This window comes from Bradyrhizobium sp. HKCCYLR20261, from assembly GCF_051168435.1.
In the GTDB taxonomy this organism is placed as follows: domain Bacteria; phylum Pseudomonadota; class Alphaproteobacteria; order Rhizobiales; family Xanthobacteraceae; genus Bradyrhizobium.
On sequence record NZ_JBNPUZ010000035.1, the window covers coordinates 1 to 14,452 of the forward strand.

Here is a 14,452-nt window from a genome sequence, read left to right on the forward strand (position 1 = left end):
ATTATGACGTGTCGGCTATGTCTCCGAACACCTGTCGGTGATGTATCCGGGCTGAACAACAAGCCCGGCCATGACGATGCGGAGAGAGGGAGGCGCAAAACTTGGACGGTCAAATGCGATAGCCATGTCGCAAAGCGCCGCCCACGTTGCGAGGCTGCCCCCGAAAATGATACCCAGTTCCTCCATCGTTTGCGTGCATGAAGGGGGACGTCGTGGGACTTGTGGTGATGGTGGTGGGGCTGGTGCTGTTTCTCGGCGCCCATGTGTTCACGACCCGGCGCGAGGCGCGGGCGCAGGTCATCGCGAAGCTGGGCGAGGCGCCGTACAAGCTCGTCTATACTGTCGTTGCCCTCGCGGGGCTGGCGCTGATCGTGTGGGGCTTCGCCGAGTATCGCAACGGCGGCGGCTGGATCCAGGTCTGGACGCCGCCGAAGGCGTTCAAGCACATCAACCTCGCCTTGATGCTGCCGGCCGTGATCATGATCGTCGCTGCCTACATTCGCGGCCGCATCTACACCACGCTGAAGCATCCGATGCTGGCCGGCGTGAAGCTGTGGGCGTTCGGCCATCTGCTCAGCAATGGCGATCTCGGCGGCATCATCCTGTTCGGCTCGATCCTGGCCTGGGCCGTGTTCGACCGCATCTCGCTGAAGCGCCGCGCCGACGCCGGCGGACCGCCGATCCCGGTCGGAGGCGTCGGCAACGACGTCATCGCCGTCGTGGTCGGCATCATCGTCTATGCGGCGCTGGCCTTCGCGTTCCATCCCGTCGTGCTCGGCATTCCCGTCATCGGCAATTAGCGGTTCTCGGCGGACGCGTTCTGCCGCACACTTCTCGGCGTCGCCCGGATCCGGGCGACGTCCATGACCGGCGTAAGCCGGCGATCAACATGACCGGCGCCAGCCGGCAATCAACAAGAACACGACAGGGGAGGCGATCCGATGGAGTGGTCGCAACATGCCGCCATCCCGCCGATGCGCAGCGAGCAGCGCTTCGGCGACCGTGTGGTGCCGCTCTTCGCGGAGCGTCCGGCCAGCATCTGGGCGATGGTGCAGGACGCCGCCGCGCGCCATGGCGACGGCGAGGCGCTGGTCTGTGGGGCCCGGAGGCTGTCGTGGCGCGAGACCGCCGCGGCCGCGACACGGATCGCCGGCGGACTGCGGGCGAGGGGGCTTCAGAAAGGCGACCGGCTGGCACTCCTGCTCGGCAATCGCATCGAGTTCGTGCTCACGCTGTTCGCGGCCGCCAAGCTCGGCCTGATCACGGTGCTGCTGTCGACCCGGCAGCAGACGCCTGAAATCGCCTATGTGCTCAACGATTGCGGCGCGCGGCTGCTGTTGCACGAGGCGGCGCTCACCGATCGGCTGCCGCTCGCGGCTGACACGCCCCAGCTCGCCGGTCGTATCGCAGTCGATGACGATCCGGCGCGCTCCGGCTTCGCCGCGCTCGCCGATCACGCGCCTGAGGCCGATGGGGTCGCGGTGGCCGAAGAGGACATCGCGATGATCCTCTACACCTCCGGCACCACCGGCCGGCCGAAAGGTGCGATGCTCGCCCACTGCAACATCGTCCACTCCTCGATGATCTACGAGGTGTGCCTCGGGCTGACGCCGGCGGATCGCTCCATCGCCGCGGTGCCTCTGGGCCACGTCACCGGCGTCGTCGCCAACGTCACCAGCATGGCGCGCTGCGCCGGCACCTTGATCATCATGCCGGAGTTCAAGGCCGGCGAGTATCTCAAGCTCGCCGCGCGCGAGCGCGTGACCTACACGGTCATGGTGCCCGCGATGTACAATCTCTGCCTGCTGCAGAGCGACTTCGACAGCCACGATCTGTCGTCGTGGCGCATCGGCGGCTTCGGCGGCGCGCCGATGCCGGTCGCGACGATCGAGAAGCTGGCGGCGAAGATCCCCGGCCTGCGGCTGGTCAACGCCTATGGCTCGACCGAGACCACCTCGCCCTCGACCCTGATGCCGCCGGATTTGACGGCCCGCCATATCGACAGCGTCGGGCTGCCGTGTCCGGGCGCCAGCATCCTGGTGATGGATGCGCAGGGGCGGGAGCTGCCGCGCGGCGAGATCGGCGAGATCTGGATCGGCGGCGGCCAGGTCATCAAGGGCTACTGGAACCGACCGGAGGCGACCGCGGAGAGCTTCACCGCCGGCTACTGGCATTCCGGCGACCTCGGCTCGATCGATGCCGACCATTTCGTGCGGGTGTTCGATCGCCAGAAGGACATGATCAATCGCGGCGGGCTGAAGATCTATTCGGCCGAGGTCGAATCGGTCCTGGCGGGCCACCCGGCCGTGGTCGAGAGCGCCATCCTGGCCAAGCCTTGCCCCGTCCTTGGCGAGCGGGTGCATGCCGTGGTCGTCACGCGCGGCCCGGTCAGTGCCGAGGCGCTGCGCAGCTGGTGCCGCGAACGGCTCTCCGATTACAAGGTGCCGGAAACATTGATCGTCACGCCGGACCCTTTGCCGCGCAATGCGAACGGCAAGGTGATGAAACGGCAGTTGCGCGAGTCCTTGACGGCGTGATAGCCGCCTTGCGACGCCGTGGCCAAACCGGGGAGTAACGCCTTGATTCGGCTGGACTCGCCTTGCCACCGCCATACCGATGCGGTATCCGCGCCGGCGCGTGGGCAATCGGCGGCCCGCGCGGCACCTCACGACCACTGGCGCGCGCTCCTAGCGAACCTGACGGGATGTTCATAAGTGTCTGAATTTATTGATGAAGTAGACGAGGAGGTCCGCCGGGAACAGCTCAAGAAGCTGTGGGACCGCTACTCCATCTACATCATTGCGGTTGCCGTGCTGATCATCGCCGGCGTCGGTGGCTGGCGTGGATACCAGTATGTCGAGGGCCAGAAGGCCGCCGAGGCGGGGTCTGCCTTCAACAAGGCGATCGAGCTGTCCGAGCAGAACAAGCACGCCGAGGCCGAAAAGGCCTTTGCCGACGTGGCGGCCACCGCCCCGTCCGGCTACCGCATGCTCGCCCGATTCCATCAGGCTGCCGAAGCCGCGGTGCGCGACAAGGCGGCTGCTGTCAAACTCTATGACGACCTCGCCGCCGATCGCAGCATCGGCGCGGAGCAGCAGTCTATGGCGCGGCTGCGCGCGGCTGGCCTGCTGGTCGATACCGCGCCCTATGCCGACCTGAAGCCGCGCCTCGAGGGCGATACGGTCGCGGGCGCGCCATTCCGGCACGCCGCCCGCGAGCTGCTGGCCCTGTCGGCCTGGAAGGCCAATGACGCCGCGGCTGCCCGCCAATGGCTCGACATGATTTCGCTGGATGCTGAGACGCCGCCCGGCCTGCGCTCGCGCGCCGAAGCGCTGCAGGCGCTGCTGCCTGCCGTGGCCAAAAGCTGATCGCGGATCGCGACGGCGAAACTGACCGGATTGGAAGACGACCATGCGCCGCCAACGCCTCATTGCTCTGACCGTTCTCGTGGCGCTGACCGGCGCGCTTGGCGGCTGCGCCAGCGGCGGCAGCTTCGACCCGTCCGACATGCTCGACTTCCTCGATACCAAGAAGAAGCTGCCGGGTGACCGCAAGCCGGTGTTCCCCGAGGGCGTCCCCGGTCTCGAGCAGGGCGTGCCGAAGGAGCTCTACAAGGGCGCGCAGCAGCAGAACGCCGATCCGGCCGCCCAGGCCGCCGTGCCGCCGCCGGCTCCTGCCGAGGAGCCGAAGGCCAAGAAGGGCGCCAAGGGCCGGCAGCAGGCCGCCGTGAGCAATCCGACGTCGGCCGATCCGCAGGACGGCGAGGCCGCCGCGGTCGAGGAGGGCGCCGCCGCCGTGCCGCCCGCGCCCAAGCCCAAGAAGATCGTCCGCCGCCGGACCACCGCACCGCCGCCGGACGACGCGGCCCCCGTGCAGCAGCCGCCGGCCCAGCGGTCCAGCGGCGGTTTCCCGGCGCCGATGCCGAGCGGCTCGTTCAGCCGTTAATCTAAGGCCCGCGAATCCAGCGATCAGGCGTTCGGTTTTGCGCTCCGATGCGCTAAAGCTGCGCGCTCACGCGCACGGAACATCATGTCCTTCACCATCGCCATCATCGGCCGACCCAATGTCGGCAAATCGACCCTGTTCAACCGCCTGGTTGGGCAGAAGCTGGCGCTCGTCGACGACATGCCGGGCGTCACCCGCGACCGCCGCGAGGGCGAGGCGAAGCTCGGCGACCTCCATTTCACGATCATCGACACCGCCGGACTCGATGAAGGCCCGAAGGGCTCACTGACGGCGCGCATGCAGGAGCAGACGGAGACGGCGATCGCGCTGGCTGACGCGCTGTTCTTCGTGATCGACGCGCGCATTGGTCTCACGCCGGCCGATCGCGCCTTCGCCGATTTCGCCCGCCGCGCCGACAAGCCGGTGCTGCTGCTCGCCAACAAGAGCGAGGGCAAGCATGGCGAGCTCGGCGCGATGGAGTCCTACGCGCTCGGCCTCGGCGATCCCATCCAGATCTCGGCCGAGCACGGCGAGGGCATGGGCGAACTCTACGACGCGCTGAGCCGCATCGTGCCCGAGAGCGAGGACGAGGAGGAGGAGCGCGAGGAGACCGACGAGGAGCGCGCCAACAGGCCGATCCGCGTCGCCATCGTCGGCCGTCCCAATGCCGGCAAGTCGACCTTGATCAATCACCTGCTCGGCGAGGAGCGGCTGCTGACCAGCCCCGAGGCCGGCACGACCCGCGACTCGATCGCGGTCGAGATCGAGCACAAGGGCCGCGGCTTCCGCGTCTTCGACACCGCCGGCCTGCGCCGCCGCTCGCGGATCGAGGAGAAGCTGGAGAAGCTCTCGGTGGCGGATGCGCTGCGCGCGGTGCGCTTCGCCGAGGTCGTGGTGCTGATGATGGACGCGCAGCACCGCTTCGAGGAGCAGGATTTGCGCATCGCCGACCTCGTCGAGCGCGAGGGCCGGGCGCTGGTGCTCGCCGTCAACAAATGGGACCTGATGGAAGCCCAGCCCGGCCAGATATCGATGCTGCGCCGGGACGCCGACCACTGGCTGCCGCAGGTGGCGGGCGTGCCGATCGTCGCGGTGTCGGGGCTGATGGGCGAGGGCATCGACCGACTGATGCAGGCGATCGTCGAGGCCTATGCGGTCTGGAATCGCCGTGTGCCGACCTCTGCGTTGAACCGCTGGTTCGAGGGCGCGATTGCCAACAACCCGCCGCCCGCCGTGTCGGGTCGCCGCCTCAAGCTGAACTACATCACCCAGACCAAGGCGCGGCCGCCGAGCTTCGTGCTGTTCTGCTCGCGCGCGGACGCAATCCCGCAATCCTATCTGCGCTATCTCACCAACTCGATGCGCGAGACCTTCGAGCTGCCGGGCACCCCGGTGCGCATTACCCTGCGCGAGAAGGCCAACCCGTTCGCCCACAAGCGCAAGCGGCCGAACTAGGCGGGCGTTTCCAAAGCCCTGGCTCGCAGTCATTCTTGGCACTCTGATCATGCAGGCCTAGCTGTCATCGTCCGCGAAAGCGGACGATCCAGTACGCCGTGACGCCTCGGTTCGAAATCTGCTGCTGCGGAGTACTGGATGCTCCGCTTTCGCGGAGCATGACAGCGGTGGAGACGGGGAGACCTCACCCGTCCGAACCGGCCGTTTCAAGGAAGCGCTCGTCCGGACCGACGGATCGGCGAGCGCTGCCTGCCAGCCCCGCTGGGGAGCGTGACCGTCGGCACATTCCGCTTCCACCCCATGGCGCTAACCCGTGCCTCGCCCCGTCATGTCGACGAGGCGACTGGGATTTCGCTGTGGCCTCGCGTTTCGTCGCGTCCGTCCAAGCTCCTGACCTCCTGCGATCGTATGAGATCGCATGGCGGTGAGCGGTCGGGCACGCGGCCTGGAGGAGGCGAGGAGAGGTTGCGATGGCGCAGGCCGACGAGTTGCTCGATCTGATCGGAGACATCTACGACGCCGCGCTCGATGCCTCGCGCTGGCCCGATGTCGTCGGTCGCGCCGGACGTTTCGTCGGCGGGCAGGTGGCCTCGATCTTCTCAAAGAGCCCGATCGCCGGCGGCGGCGACGTGCTCTGCCAGTCCGGCATCGATCCGCATTATTGCCGCTTGTACTTCGAGAAATACGTCAAGCTCGACCCGGCGACGACCGGGCAGTATTTCGCCGAGGTCGGGCAGCCGATCGCCGTGTCCGACCTGATGCCGCAGGATGAGCTGCGCGAGAGCCGCTTCTATCAGGAATGGGCGGCGCCGCAGGGCATGGTCGATTTCATCTCGACGGTGATCGACAAGTCGGCGACGACGGCCGCGCTGTTCGGCGTGTTCCGCTTCGAGCAGGATGGTCTCGCCGATGATGTCGCGCGCATGCGCATGCAACTGATCGCGCCGCATATCCGCCGCGCCGTGCTGGTGGGGCGGCTGATCGATCTGAAATCCGCGGAGGCCCAGGCCTTTGGCGCGGCGCTGGAGCGCATGACCGTGGGCGTCGGCCTGGTCGACCGGCTCGGGCGGCTGGTGCATGCCAATGCCGCCGCGCGTGCGTTGCTCGATGCCGGCGATCCGCTGTTCACGCGGGATGGACGCGTCGCGGTCCGCGATGGCCGCTCCGATCAGGCGTTGCAGGATCTCATCACGAGATGCGCGGCGGGCGACGCGGCGCTCGGCACGGGCGGCTCCGCCATGCTGATGACGGCGCAGGACGGCACGCATCACATTGCCCATGTGCTGCCGCTGACGTCGCGCGGGCGCCGTACCGTGGGACGGATGGTCGAGGCGACCGCGGCGATCTTCGTCCGCGGCGCAGCGCTCGAACCGCCGCAGGCGCCCGAACTGATCGCGAAGGCCTATCGGCTCACGCCCGCCGAATTGCGGGTGCTGCTCGGCATCGTCGATGTCGGCGGGGTTCCCGAGGTCGCCGACCTCCTGGGCGTGGCCGAGACCACTATCAAGACCCATCTGCGCCGCGTCTTCACCAAGACGGGGGCGGCGCGGCAGGCCGACCTCGTGAAGCTCACGGCTGGCTTCGCCCTCCCGGTGTCCGCCTGACCCCGGCCGATTGCCGGTCCCGATGGCGCATGTATAAAGCGGCGCCCGCGTCCGCCGGACGGCGGCAAACCAGGGGCCGCGATGGTCGAGACCGGACTGACGAGTTCCGCTGACGTGCCGTCGCCGCAGGCGCCGCGCCGGGGCGCGGTCGCCTTCATCTTCGTCACCATCCTGCTCGACATGCTCGCGCTCGGGCTGATCATGCCGATCCTGCCGAAGCTGATCGAGAGCTTCGTCGGCAACGACACCGCGAGCGCGGCGCGCATCTTCGGGCTGTTCGGCACCGCCTGGGCGGCGATGCAGTTCGTGTTCTCGCCGGTGCTCGGCAGCCTGTCCGACCGGTTCGGCCGCCGCCCGGTGATCCTGCTGTCGAATTTCGGCCTCGCCGCGGACTACGTGCTGATGGCCTTGGCGCCGTCGCTGGCCTGGCTGTTCGTCGGGCGGCTGATCTCTGGCGTCACCTCGGCCAGCATCTCCACCGCCTTCGCCTATATCGCCGACCTGACGCCGCCTGAGCGGCGCGCCGCGATCTTCGGCCGCATTGGCGCAGCTTTCGGTGCCGGCTTCGTGCTCGGCCCCGCCACCGGAGGTCTGCTCGGCGACATCGATCCGCGGCTGCCGTTCTGGGCCGCGGCAGGCCTGAGCTTCGCCAACGCGCTCTACGGCCTGCTGGTGCTACCGGAGTCGCTGCCGTCGGAGCGGCGCAGCCCGTTCCGCTGGCGCAGCGCCAACCCGCTGGGCGCGCTGCGCCTGCTGGGCTCGGATCGCATCCTCGCGGGATTGTCGACCGTCAACTTCATCACCCAGCTCGCCCATGTCGTGCTGCCCTCGACCTTCGTGCTCTACGCCACTTATCGCTATGGCTGGGACACGCGCACGGTCGGGCTTACGCTGGCGATGGTCGGCGTTTGCGCGATGATCGTTCAGGGCGGGGCGATCGGGCCGATCGTGCGGATTTTCGGCGAGCGCGGCGCGCTGATGCTGGGGCTCTCCGCGGGCATGGTCGGCTTCTTCATCTTCGGCGCGGCGCCGACCGGGCCGCTGAGCTGGCTCGGCATTCCCGTGATGGCGCTGTGGGGCGTCTCGGGCGCGGCGCTGCAGGCGCTGATGACGCGGCTGGTGGCGCCGGACAAACAGGGCCAGTTGCAGGGCGCGACGTCGAGCGTGCAGAGCGTGGCGCAGCTCGCGGGACCCTTCCTGTTCACGCTGAGCTTTGCTTTTTTCATCGGTAGCAATACGCCGGTGCATCTGCCGGGCGCGCCGTTCCTGCTGGCGTCCGCGCTGATGATCGTGGCGATCGTCATCGCATTGCGGACGCTGCGGGCGGCCAACGAAAAACCCCCATCCTGAGACGCGTCGCGCCCGCGAAGCGTCTGGGATGAAGGTTGATCGAGATCGGGGCCTCATGGTTCGAGACGGCGCTGCGCGCCTCCTCACCATGAGGGTCTTGCTACATGAGGGCCTTGCTTTGAGTCTGCCGGCCTACTTCTTCACCAGCGGGCACTCGCTGGCTTCGAGCGGCTTGGCGGCATCCTCGGGAGCGATGGTCGCGACCAGCTTGTAATAGTCCCACGGATATTTGGATTCATCCGGCTTCTTGACCTCGAACAGATAGGCCGGGATCAGGCGGCGGCCGTCGGCGCGCAGCGGGCCCTTGCCGAACAGCGGATCGTCGGTCGGGATCTCCTTCATCTTGGCCACGACCTTGGCGCCGTCATGCGGATTGCCGCCGAGCGCTTCGAGCGCCTTCAGGTAATGCAGCGTGCCGGCGTAGTTGCCCGCCACCGTCATCGACGGCATCGTGCCCTTCGGCGACAGCTTCTGGAAGCGCTTCGACCATTCGCGGGTCTTGTCGTTGAGATCCCAGTAGAAGGATTCCGTGAACGTCAGGCCCTGCGCGACCTTCAAGCCCAGCGCATGCACGTCGTTGACGAACAGCAGCAGCGCGGCGAGCTTCTGGCCGCCCTGGACGATGCCGAACTCGGAGGCCTGCTTGATCGAGTTGGTGGTGTCACCGCCGGCATTGGCGAGGCCGATGACCTTGGCCTTCGACGACTGCGCCTGCAGCAGGAAGGACGAGAAGTCGGCGGTGTTGAGCGGATGCTTGACCGAGCCCAGCACCTTGCCGCCATTGGCGGTGACGACGGCCGAGGTATCGCGCTCCAGCGCCGCGCCGAAGGCGTAGTCCGCGGTGAGGAAGAACCAGCTGTCGCCGCCCGCCTTGGTCAGCGCCTTGCCGGTGCCGTTCGCCAGCATGTAGGTGTCGTAGGTGAAGGAGATCGTGTTGGCGTTGCAGGCCTTGCCGGTGAGGTCGGCGGTCGCGGCGCCCGAGTTCAGCAGGATCGAGTTCTTCTCCTTGACCAGGTTGGAGACGGCCAGCGCGACGCCGGAGTTCGGCGTGTCCATGATCACATCGACCTTCTGGGTGTCGATCCACTGCCGGCCGATATTGACGCCGATGTCGGGCTTGTTCTGGTGATCGCCGCTGATGACCTCGATGGTCCAGCCCTTGGCCTTCAGGCCGGAATCCTCGACCGCCATGTTGACGGCCGCGACCGAGTTCGGGCCGCCGATGTCGGCATAAAGGCTCGACATGTCGTTGAGCACGCCGATCTTGACGACCTTGTCGTCGGCGAAGGCGGAACCGGCAAAGCTGAGAGCGGTGGCAGCAAGCAGCGCGGCAATGCGCCGCGCATGAGACGTCGTCATCAAAGTCCTCCCTGGTGTCGTGTCGCGGCGGGGCATCTTGGGCGCCCTTTGCCGTCTGCCATCCTGATTAGCCGGTCTTGTGAGTTGCGGCAATGCGCCAAAAGGGGGGAGGACCGCCCAAGCTTTGGGCGGATGGCGCAAGCGTTAACGCAGCGCGTCCGAGGTCAGCCTGAATTTCTGGATGCGCTTTCCGGTGTCGACCTCGGCGGTATAAACGTTGCCCTGCTTGTCGACCGCCATGGCATGGACCCAGTGGAATTGGCCGGCATTGCGGCCGTTGTGGCCGAAGCTTCCGACCACCTGGCCGTCGGCTCGCCGGATGATCCGGATCTCGTTGTTCTCGCCATCGGCCGACAACAAATAAGTCTGCTTCGGGTCGGGCCAGATCGCAATGTCCCACACCGCGCCATTGCCGAGGGTGTTTTTTTCGAAGAACCATTCGGTCACGAAGGTGCCATCCTTCTTGAACACCTGGATGCGGTCGTTGATGCGGTCGCAGACATAGACCAGGCCGTCGTCCGCGAGCTTCACGCAGTGCACGGGATTGCCGAACTGCTGCGACACCGGCGCCTTGGGATCATAGGCCGGCTGCTTCGCATCATCAGGCACACGGCCATAGGCGCCCCAATGGCGCTTGTAGGCGAGCGTCGTCGCATCGAACACGATGACACGCCTGTTGCCGTAGCCGTCGGCGACGTAGATCTCGTTGGCTTCCTTGTCGATCGCGGTCTCCGCGGGCTTGCCGAGCTGCGTGGTGTCGTTCGAGCCCTTGCTCGGTGCGATCGCTCCGATCTGTGCGACGAATTGGCCGTCGAGGGTGAATTTCAGGATGGCGTTGTCATTGTCGGCATTGCCGCCGATCCAGACGAAGCCGCGCTCGTCGACCTCGATGCCGTGCTCGCGGCCGACCCATTCATAGCCGGGACCGGGCCCGCCCCAGGCGCGCAGCAGATTGCCGTCGGCATCGAATTCGAGCACAGGCGGCGCAGGGATGCAGCATTTGGAGCGCGGCGGATTGAGTGCCGCACCCTTCTCGTCGTCAGTCAGCGAACGCGGCCGGTGGATGACCCAGACGTGGCCTTGCGCATCGACGGTGATGCCGCCGACCTGGCCGAGGATCCAGTTGTTGGGAAGCTGCTTCGGCCAGGACGGCTCGACGGCGAAGGCCGGGATGTCGGCGGCGCCGGCGCTGCGCGGCAGCAGGAGAATGGTGGCTGCTAGCGCGGAGACTAGCGTCATCAGGGCAAGATTGAGCGCGCGTCTGCGCGGTGCTCGCGTCATGGCATCCTCCCCGAGATCGGCTGCGACCGGCCGCTTGTTGCAAGCAGTCAATCGTGCGCAGGGGAGGGTGTCAATTGAAGTGCAGGCGGGCGTCAGCTGTGAGCGGCCGTGTGCCTGGTCGCCGCGGGCGGCGCAAGGAAGCGTCTCAGCATGATCCGCAGATGCGCGCTGCTCGCCGGAATGTCGACGGCCGGATTGCGGATCGGCAGCGCGCGGGCGCCGTCGACGATGGCGAGCAGAAGATTGGCCGTCGCCTCGGGATCGAGCCCGGCATCGATCTCGCCACGCTGCTGCGCCTGGACGATGAACTCGACCAGGAGCGTACGCATCGCGCACGTCTGGGCGTGGACGATCGCCGCGAAGTCGGGATTGCGGCAGGCCTCCGCCAGCGCCTCGGTGCTGAGCATCTGGGCCTGCGGCTGGTGGAGGCTGGTGTTTTCGAGTTCCTGCACCAGCGCGTCGATCACATCAGGCGCTGCCAGCACGGCCTGGAGCCGGGCCTCGGCATGGCTGAGGTTGATCTCGACCAGCGCCTGGATCACGGCCTCCTTGCTCGGGAAGTAGTGATAGAGGTGGCCCGGGCTGATTTTGGCCGCAGCGCAGATGTCGGTGGTGCTGGCGCCGTGAAACCCGCTCCTGACGAAGCATGACAGCGCCGCCTGGAGAATCTCCCGGCGCTTCTGTTCATGCTTGACCGGATCGACCTTCCGCATCGCTTCAATTCCGTCGCCCAACTCTCGCCAAAATCGCGGGCTCCCGACAACTCATTGTAATATAAAATAATATTTCGCGCCGCTGTAATCTAGAGAATTTGATCTAGCTTTGTTGGACAAGCGCCGAGGCTTGTGAGAATAAATAGAGTAAGTTCTCTATCAATGGAATTCCCGCGTCATGCGTGTCGCATCGCTGCAATGGACGGCGCTTCTCTCGGTGGCCCTGTCGCAGTCGGGTTGCGCGACCGCACCGCTGGAACGCGCCGGTTCGCTGCGGAATTACGACCGGCTCGCTGACGCCAACGGTCTCGTGACCCGGGCTCAGATCAAGGCCAACAAGCAAGAGTTGATCGACGCCAAGACCATCCGGATCGAGCCGACCGCATTTCCGCCGCGTCCCGACGTCACCCTGGACGAATCCGAGCGCAAGCTGGTGGCCAATGTGATCAGCCGCGAAATGTGCCTGCGCTTGAGCGAGCGCTTCCGCATCGTCTTGCCGGGAGAGGATTCCGACCTGACGGTGAAGGCGACCGTGACTCATGCGACCGCCACCAATGCGACCGCATCCGCGGCCTCGCAGGCAGCCTCGGTCGCCAAGAGCGTGGCGCTTCCGGGCGTGCCGGTGCCCGTGCCGCGGCTTCCGGTCGGGCTGGGAACATTGTCGGTCGAGGCCGAGGCGCGCAACTTCGCCGGCTTCCAGGCCGCTGCGATGGTGTGGGCGCGCGGCGCCAGTTCAGTCTCGACGGCCCGCATAGCCAATGACGGCGATGCCTACGATCTCGCGTCCGAGTTCGGTGCCGATTTCGCCAGGCTGGTGTCGACCGGCGAGTCGCCGTTCGGCGGCCTGCCGTCGCTGCCGTCGGCGTCGAGCCTGCCGGCCAAGCTGGGCGGCGCGCCGAAATATGCCGCCTGCGAGCAGTTCGGGCGCTTTCCCGGCGTGAAGGGGTTTGTCGGTGCCGGTCTCGGCCTGCCTCCGGCCTGGACCGACAAGGGCGCCGAGGAGGCGAACTCCACAGCGCAACCGCCGCCGCCGATGGTCGCGAGCATGGAGCAGAAGCCCGCGCGATGACCCCGGCCGTTGATGTCCGCACCGTCGTTTCGCGTGTGTTGCTGACGCTTGCCGTCGCGCTGCCGCTGGCGGCCTGCGCCGCGATCATGCCGCGCAACGCCGCGCCCGAGTTCGCGGCCGCCAGCGCCGAGCCGGTCGGTTTTCGCGACGTGCGCTATTGGGGCGATGAGCCGGCGCCGCGCTTCGCCGAAGCGTCCGTGCAGCGCGCCTCGGCCGTGCTTCCGGCCCAGCGCTCGCTGAACTTTCTGGCGATCTCCGGCGGCGCGGAGAACGGCGCGTTCGGCGCCGGGCTGCTGGTCGGCTGGAGCGAGGCCGGCAACCGGCCGAACTTCGACATGGTGACCGGCGTGAGCTCCGGCGCGCTGATCGCGCCATTCGTCTTCCTCGGCCGCGCGCATGACGACCGGCTGCAGGAGGTGTTCACGGCTTACGAGCGCAAGGACATCTTCACCTCCAACATTCCCGGCCTGTTGCAGGGCTCGGCGCTGGCCGACAACACGCCGCTGTCGCGGCTGATCGAGAAATACGTCGATCGCGACTTCCTGCGCGACGTCGCCCGCGAGAGCGCCAAGGGCCGGGTGCTGCTTGTCGGCACCACCAATCTCGATGCGCAGCGGCCGGTGCTGTGGGACATGGGCCGCATCGCCGCCGCCGACACGCCGGAGGCGATCGAGCTGTTCCGCAAGGTGCTGCTGGCCTCGGCGACGGTGCCCGGCGCGTTCGCGCCGGTACGCATCAAGGTGCGGATCGGCGACAAGGATTATGACGAGCTGCATGTCGACGGCGGTGTGACCCGGCAGGTCTTCATCGGACCCTCGGTGCTGCGCCTCGTCTCCGGCCGCGGCCCGCGCCGCAGCGTGAGCGGCGCGCATCTCTACGTCATCCGCAATGCCCGCATCGATCCGCAATTCGAGAGCGTCGGCGCCGATATGCTCTCCGTGACGCAGCGCTCGCTGGCCACGCTGGTCAAGAACCAGGGCATCGGCGACATCTACCGGATCTACTCGGTGGCGAAGTTCAACGGCATCGACTTCAACCTCGCCAGCGTGCCCGGCGACTTCCAGGTCAAGGCCGACGGCCCGTTCGACCGCACCTACATGACCGCTTTGTTCGACCGCGGCCGCGACATGGGCCGGAGCGGCTATCCGTGGGTGAAGGCTCTGCCGGGCCTGCAGTCCAATGAGCATGGCATCACGGCGCAGAGTTCGGCGCCCGCGATGGCGTTGGCCCGATGATGTCGCATACGGGCTTACCTTCGATGGGGCGAACAGTGCTTGCGACGACGCTGTTGACGCTGCTGCTGCTCGGCGGCTGCACGACGACTGGAACGACGCCGACAGCCGACAGCGCTCAGTACGGCAGCACGTACAACTATCTCCCCGTCAACGACGTGCCGCATGATGATCAGCGTCCGGTGCTGACCACGGAGCAGCAGGAGAAGCTGCGCAAGGAGTTGGCGGCCGTGCGCGATCGCCAAGTGCCGGCGGCGGTGAAGGCAACCGCCGCAAAATCGGCGCCAGCAAGTTCTTCCACCTCTACTGTGAAATAGCCGCGGCTCACATCACGCGCTTCATCTTCAGGCGAGATGGTTCTCCACCCCGTCATTGCGAGCGCAGCGGTAACTACCCAGGTCGCCGCTCTGTCAAGCAAGGCGGATTGTATGGATGAGCTGTGTT

Annotated in this window: 13 protein-coding genes; 10 read left to right on the forward strand and 3 right to left on the reverse strand. The window is 67.0% G+C overall.

From position 1 onward, the window contains the following. Positions 1 to 212: 212 nt before the first annotated feature. From ACQR1L_RS34900 to ACQR1L_RS34930, 7 genes are all read left to right on the forward strand, one after another. Complete coding sequence (locus tag ACQR1L_RS34900; protein WP_434862441.1) at positions 213 to 800, forward strand: NnrU family protein; 588 nt, start codon at positions 213 to 215, stop codon at positions 798 to 800. A 141-nt stretch (positions 801 to 941) separates the two neighbouring features. After that, on the forward strand, positions 942 to 2,537 hold the full coding sequence (locus ACQR1L_RS34905) for a class I adenylate-forming enzyme family protein (RefSeq protein WP_434862442.1): 1,596 nt from the start codon (positions 942 to 944) through the stop codon (positions 2,535 to 2,537). A gap of 177 nt (positions 2,538 to 2,714) precedes the next feature. Continuing rightward, the gene (locus tag ACQR1L_RS34910) at positions 2,715 to 3,368 is read left to right on the forward strand and encodes a tetratricopeptide repeat protein (protein ID WP_434862443.1); all 654 of its coding nucleotides are present in this window, start codon (positions 2,715 to 2,717) and stop codon (positions 3,366 to 3,368) included. Between the two features lie 43 nt (positions 3,369 to 3,411). Beyond that, complete coding sequence (locus ACQR1L_RS34915; RefSeq protein ID WP_434862444.1) at positions 3,412 to 3,945, forward strand: hypothetical protein; 534 nt, start codon at positions 3,412 to 3,414, stop codon at positions 3,943 to 3,945. Between the two features lie 84 nt (positions 3,946 to 4,029). After that, the gene (gene der / locus ACQR1L_RS34920) at positions 4,030 to 5,400 is read left to right on the forward strand and encodes a ribosome biogenesis GTPase Der (RefSeq protein ID WP_434862445.1); all 1,371 of its coding nucleotides are present in this window, start codon (positions 4,030 to 4,032) and stop codon (positions 5,398 to 5,400) included. A 470-nt stretch (positions 5,401 to 5,870) separates the two neighbouring features. Further along, positions 5,871 to 7,004, forward strand: a complete 1,134-nt coding sequence (locus ACQR1L_RS34925; protein WP_434862446.1) for a helix-turn-helix transcriptional regulator — start codon at positions 5,871 to 5,873, stop codon at positions 7,002 to 7,004. An 81-nt stretch (positions 7,005 to 7,085) separates the two neighbouring features. Beyond that, positions 7,086 to 8,354 (forward strand): TCR/Tet family MFS transporter, encoded by a 1,269-nt coding sequence (locus ACQR1L_RS34930; RefSeq protein WP_434862447.1) that lies wholly within the window; start codon positions 7,086 to 7,088, stop codon positions 8,352 to 8,354. A gap of 132 nt (positions 8,355 to 8,486) precedes the next feature. On the opposite strand, the gene ACQR1L_RS34935 is transcribed toward ACQR1L_RS34930, so the two are convergent. The 3 genes from ACQR1L_RS34935 to ACQR1L_RS34945 form a co-directional block, all read right to left on the reverse strand. Then, complete coding sequence (locus tag ACQR1L_RS34935) at positions 8,487 to 9,713, reverse strand: ABC transporter substrate-binding protein (protein WP_434862448.1); 1,227 nt, start codon at positions 9,711 to 9,713, stop codon at positions 8,487 to 8,489. A gap of 144 nt (positions 9,714 to 9,857) precedes the next feature. Beyond that, a complete protein-coding gene (locus ACQR1L_RS34940; RefSeq protein WP_434862449.1) occupies positions 9,858 to 10,994 on the reverse strand; it encodes a hypothetical protein in 1,137 nt (378 codons plus the stop codon). Between the two features lie 92 nt (positions 10,995 to 11,086). Further along, positions 11,087 to 11,707 (reverse strand): TetR/AcrR family transcriptional regulator, encoded by a 621-nt coding sequence (locus ACQR1L_RS34945; protein ID WP_434862450.1) that lies wholly within the window; start codon positions 11,705 to 11,707, stop codon positions 11,087 to 11,089. Between the two features lie 178 nt (positions 11,708 to 11,885). On the opposite strand from ACQR1L_RS34945, the gene ACQR1L_RS34950 reads away from it, so the two are divergent. The 3 genes from ACQR1L_RS34950 to ACQR1L_RS34960 are packed head-to-tail and all read left to right on the forward strand — an operon-like array spanning position 11,886 to position 14,325. Then, complete coding sequence (locus tag ACQR1L_RS34950) at positions 11,886 to 12,776, forward strand: DUF3313 family protein (protein ID WP_434862451.1); 891 nt, start codon at positions 11,886 to 11,888, stop codon at positions 12,774 to 12,776. Continuing rightward, positions 12,773 to 14,011, forward strand: coding sequence for a patatin-like phospholipase family protein (locus ACQR1L_RS34955; RefSeq protein WP_434862452.1), 1,239 nt, complete (start codon positions 12,773 to 12,775; stop codon positions 14,009 to 14,011). The genes ACQR1L_RS34950 and ACQR1L_RS34955 overlap by 4 nt, the downstream gene beginning before the upstream one ends. Positions 14,012 to 14,064: 53 nt before the next feature. Further along, entirely contained in the window at positions 14,065 to 14,325 is a 261-nt protein-coding gene (locus tag ACQR1L_RS34960; protein ID WP_434862453.1) for a hypothetical protein, read from the forward strand. Positions 14,326 to 14,452 lie beyond the last annotated feature (127 nt).

Excerpts from the sequence above, each read along its gene's own strand:
- ACQR1L_RS34930 (WP_434862447.1), top strand. The coding sequence starts at position 7,086 with ATGGTCGAGACCGGACTGACGAGTTCCGCTGACGTGCCGTCGCCGCAG.
- ACQR1L_RS34905 (WP_434862442.1), top strand. The coding sequence starts at position 942 with ATGGAGTGGTCGCAACATGCCGCCATCCCGCCGATGCGCAGCGAGCAG.
- ACQR1L_RS34945 (WP_434862450.1), bottom strand. The coding sequence starts at position 11,707 with ATGCGGAAGGTCGATCCGGTCAAGCATGAACAGAAGCGCCGGGAGATT.
- ACQR1L_RS34950 (WP_434862451.1), top strand. The coding sequence starts at position 11,886 with ATGCGTGTCGCATCGCTGCAATGGACGGCGCTTCTCTCGGTGGCCCTG.
- der (WP_434862445.1), top strand. The coding sequence starts at position 4,030 with ATGTCCTTCACCATCGCCATCATCGGCCGACCCAATGTCGGCAAATCG.
- ACQR1L_RS34935 (WP_434862448.1), bottom strand. The coding sequence starts at position 9,713 with ATGACGACGTCTCATGCGCGGCGCATTGCCGCGCTGCTTGCTGCCACC.
- ACQR1L_RS34940 (WP_434862449.1), bottom strand. The coding sequence starts at position 10,994 with ATGACGCGAGCACCGCGCAGACGCGCGCTCAATCTTGCCCTGATGACG.
- ACQR1L_RS34955 (WP_434862452.1), top strand. The coding sequence starts at position 12,773 with ATGACCCCGGCCGTTGATGTCCGCACCGTCGTTTCGCGTGTGTTGCTG.
- ACQR1L_RS34925 (WP_434862446.1), top strand. The coding sequence starts at position 5,871 with ATGGCGCAGGCCGACGAGTTGCTCGATCTGATCGGAGACATCTACGAC.
- ACQR1L_RS34915 (WP_434862444.1), top strand. The coding sequence starts at position 3,412 with ATGCGCCGCCAACGCCTCATTGCTCTGACCGTTCTCGTGGCGCTGACC.